The organism is Methylomonas lenta (genome assembly GCF_001644015.1).
Classification (GTDB): Bacteria; Pseudomonadota; Gammaproteobacteria; order Methylococcales; family Methylomonadaceae; genus Methylomonas; species Methylomonas lenta.
In genome coordinates, this window is the sequence record NZ_LUUI01000074.1 from 1 (window position 1) to 1860 (window position 1860).

The 1860-nt window shown below is 41.7% G+C and carries 2 protein-coding genes; both read left to right on the forward strand.

Going from position 1 to position 1860, the window contains the following annotated elements:
* Window positions 1-44 precede the first annotated feature (44 nt).
* Window positions 45-122, forward strand: a complete 78-nt coding sequence (locus tag A1359_RS23610; RefSeq protein ID WP_157200472.1) for a helix-turn-helix domain-containing protein — start codon at window positions 45-47, stop codon at window positions 120-122.
* Window positions 123-461: 339 nt separating this feature from the next.
* Window positions 462-1697 carry a hypothetical protein gene (locus A1359_RS04705; RefSeq protein WP_066978733.1) on the forward strand — a complete coding sequence of 412 codons (1236 nt, stop codon included), beginning with the start codon at window positions 462-464 and terminating at the stop codon, window positions 1695-1697.
* The last annotated feature ends 163 nt before the right edge of the window (window positions 1698-1860 follow it).

The window sequence follows — 1860 nt, forward strand, 5'->3', positions numbered from 1 at the left end:
AATGGCAGTGACGCAAAGCGTGGGAACGATGAAAGCCCGCCGCCGTGAAAACCGCCGCCCGCTTTACCGGTATGAGTCGAGCGACATTTTGGCGCAAGCGTAAGAAATATCAGATTGATTAGCTCCATCTCATTTAAGGCAGGTATTGCAGCTAAATTTCAGAATTTACCTATAATAATCAGGTTTACATCATGATTCATTTAAGCCAATTCAAGTGCGAAAAAGTAATCGTGTGCACCATCAAAACATTCCAATCAACCGATAAAAAGATGGCATCAATATCAAGACGAAAAACACAGCACCATTTTCCGAGTTATGTGGTTTTTGGGCTTAATCAATCCCGGTGATGCCGAGAGTGGCAACACGGCTACGCCTCACCCCTCTATACGTTATTTGTGCCGTATAGCCATTTACACTTTTTACATCTTGTTGCAACGTTACAAAGAATAGATGAGTTAAATATGGAATACCTTAAATGTCCTTGGTGTGGTTGCTCCCATAATCGTTATGAAAACAAATGCGCCAACTGCGGAGGCGTACTAGAGCATAAGCCCGATATTTACAAAGCTATAATAAAAAACCATCGCACAGGTGTTGAGGATCTAACCTCGGTAGTCAAACGAATCGCCCGCTATTTGGCTATCCTTGGGTTAATTATGGCAACCACCTTATGTTATTTCATATATAGACAAATAACTGAACCGAAAAGCCTCAAAATCATCTCGTCAGCAGTTTCCGAGCAAAATCCGCCACAATCTAAACCCATGAGTATCGCAACTGGATCTGCTTATTTAACACCAGTTCAAATAAATAAAAAACCTCAAAAGCTACCTGCCCCAAACCCTTGCAAGTTACATTTGGCAATTAATTCAAAATCCAATGTTTATTTGGTGACCAGTTATTCCGGTTTACACTCATCCAAGTATCAGTTTGGAGCCAGCGGCCACGAAGTTAAAGAATCCGAAGTGATTATTAACAAACCGGGTGAAAATATTATTTTGGTGTTAATGGCTTATGATCCGGTTTTATGGAAGATTAAAAAAACATTTAGCACCTTGGTGAACGGAGTGGTACTTGCGGGCTATCATGAGCAAATGTTATATGGCCTGCCAAAACTCACACCTGTATTGCAAGCTGTCTATGAAACGAAAACCGAGTGTTCGTATTTCTACGATAACTTAGAACCCGGCGGACAAAAACAATATATTGAACAAAGAATTCAAGATATAACCGGAACTCTTCCTAGTGAAATTATCAATTCGCCGCAGAATGGAAAATTTTATGTGGGCGATATCGACTCAAACTCAAAATTACTGGAATACCCGGATAAAGACATTGATTTATTTATAAAAAATAAAGCAGAAGAACGCGGAGTAACCCTTGATGAGGTAGCTCCTAATGAAGAAGGTATTCGTCAACTACTCAGAGAAGGAAAAATTCGTCCCGCAGGTACCAACGACATCGAGAATTGGGCTAAAGTTGCAGTCCAGCATAACAACAGCCCCAGGCATAGAATGATTCTTGGCCGTACTTATGTCATTCTGTCAGATATTCAGTTTCCAAGAGGAATGTATGGCGCACATTCCAGATCGTTTATTTTGAATAACAATGTATCTCTGCCGACTGGCAATATCGCACACAACACAGTTTATTTGCTAGAAAATGGCATTTGCGAGGGTGTGGTTTGTAACTTTTAGAGCGATAGGCTGCAATAGCTCAGCATAATTCACCGAAATACTTATTCAATGTCGCAACGGCAGCGACTGCAGCCGTACTTACGACTTCCAGCGTGGGAATGCATCCAGTGGTGCTTATTTGGACGCTGGAGCGTCCGTCACAGCGTTACCACGCGGAGCGTCA

Coding starts and splice junctions, on each gene's coding strand:
- A1359_RS04705 (WP_066978733.1), top strand. CDS start 462: ATGGAATACCTTAAATGTCCTTGGTGTGGTTGCTCCCATAATCGTTAT.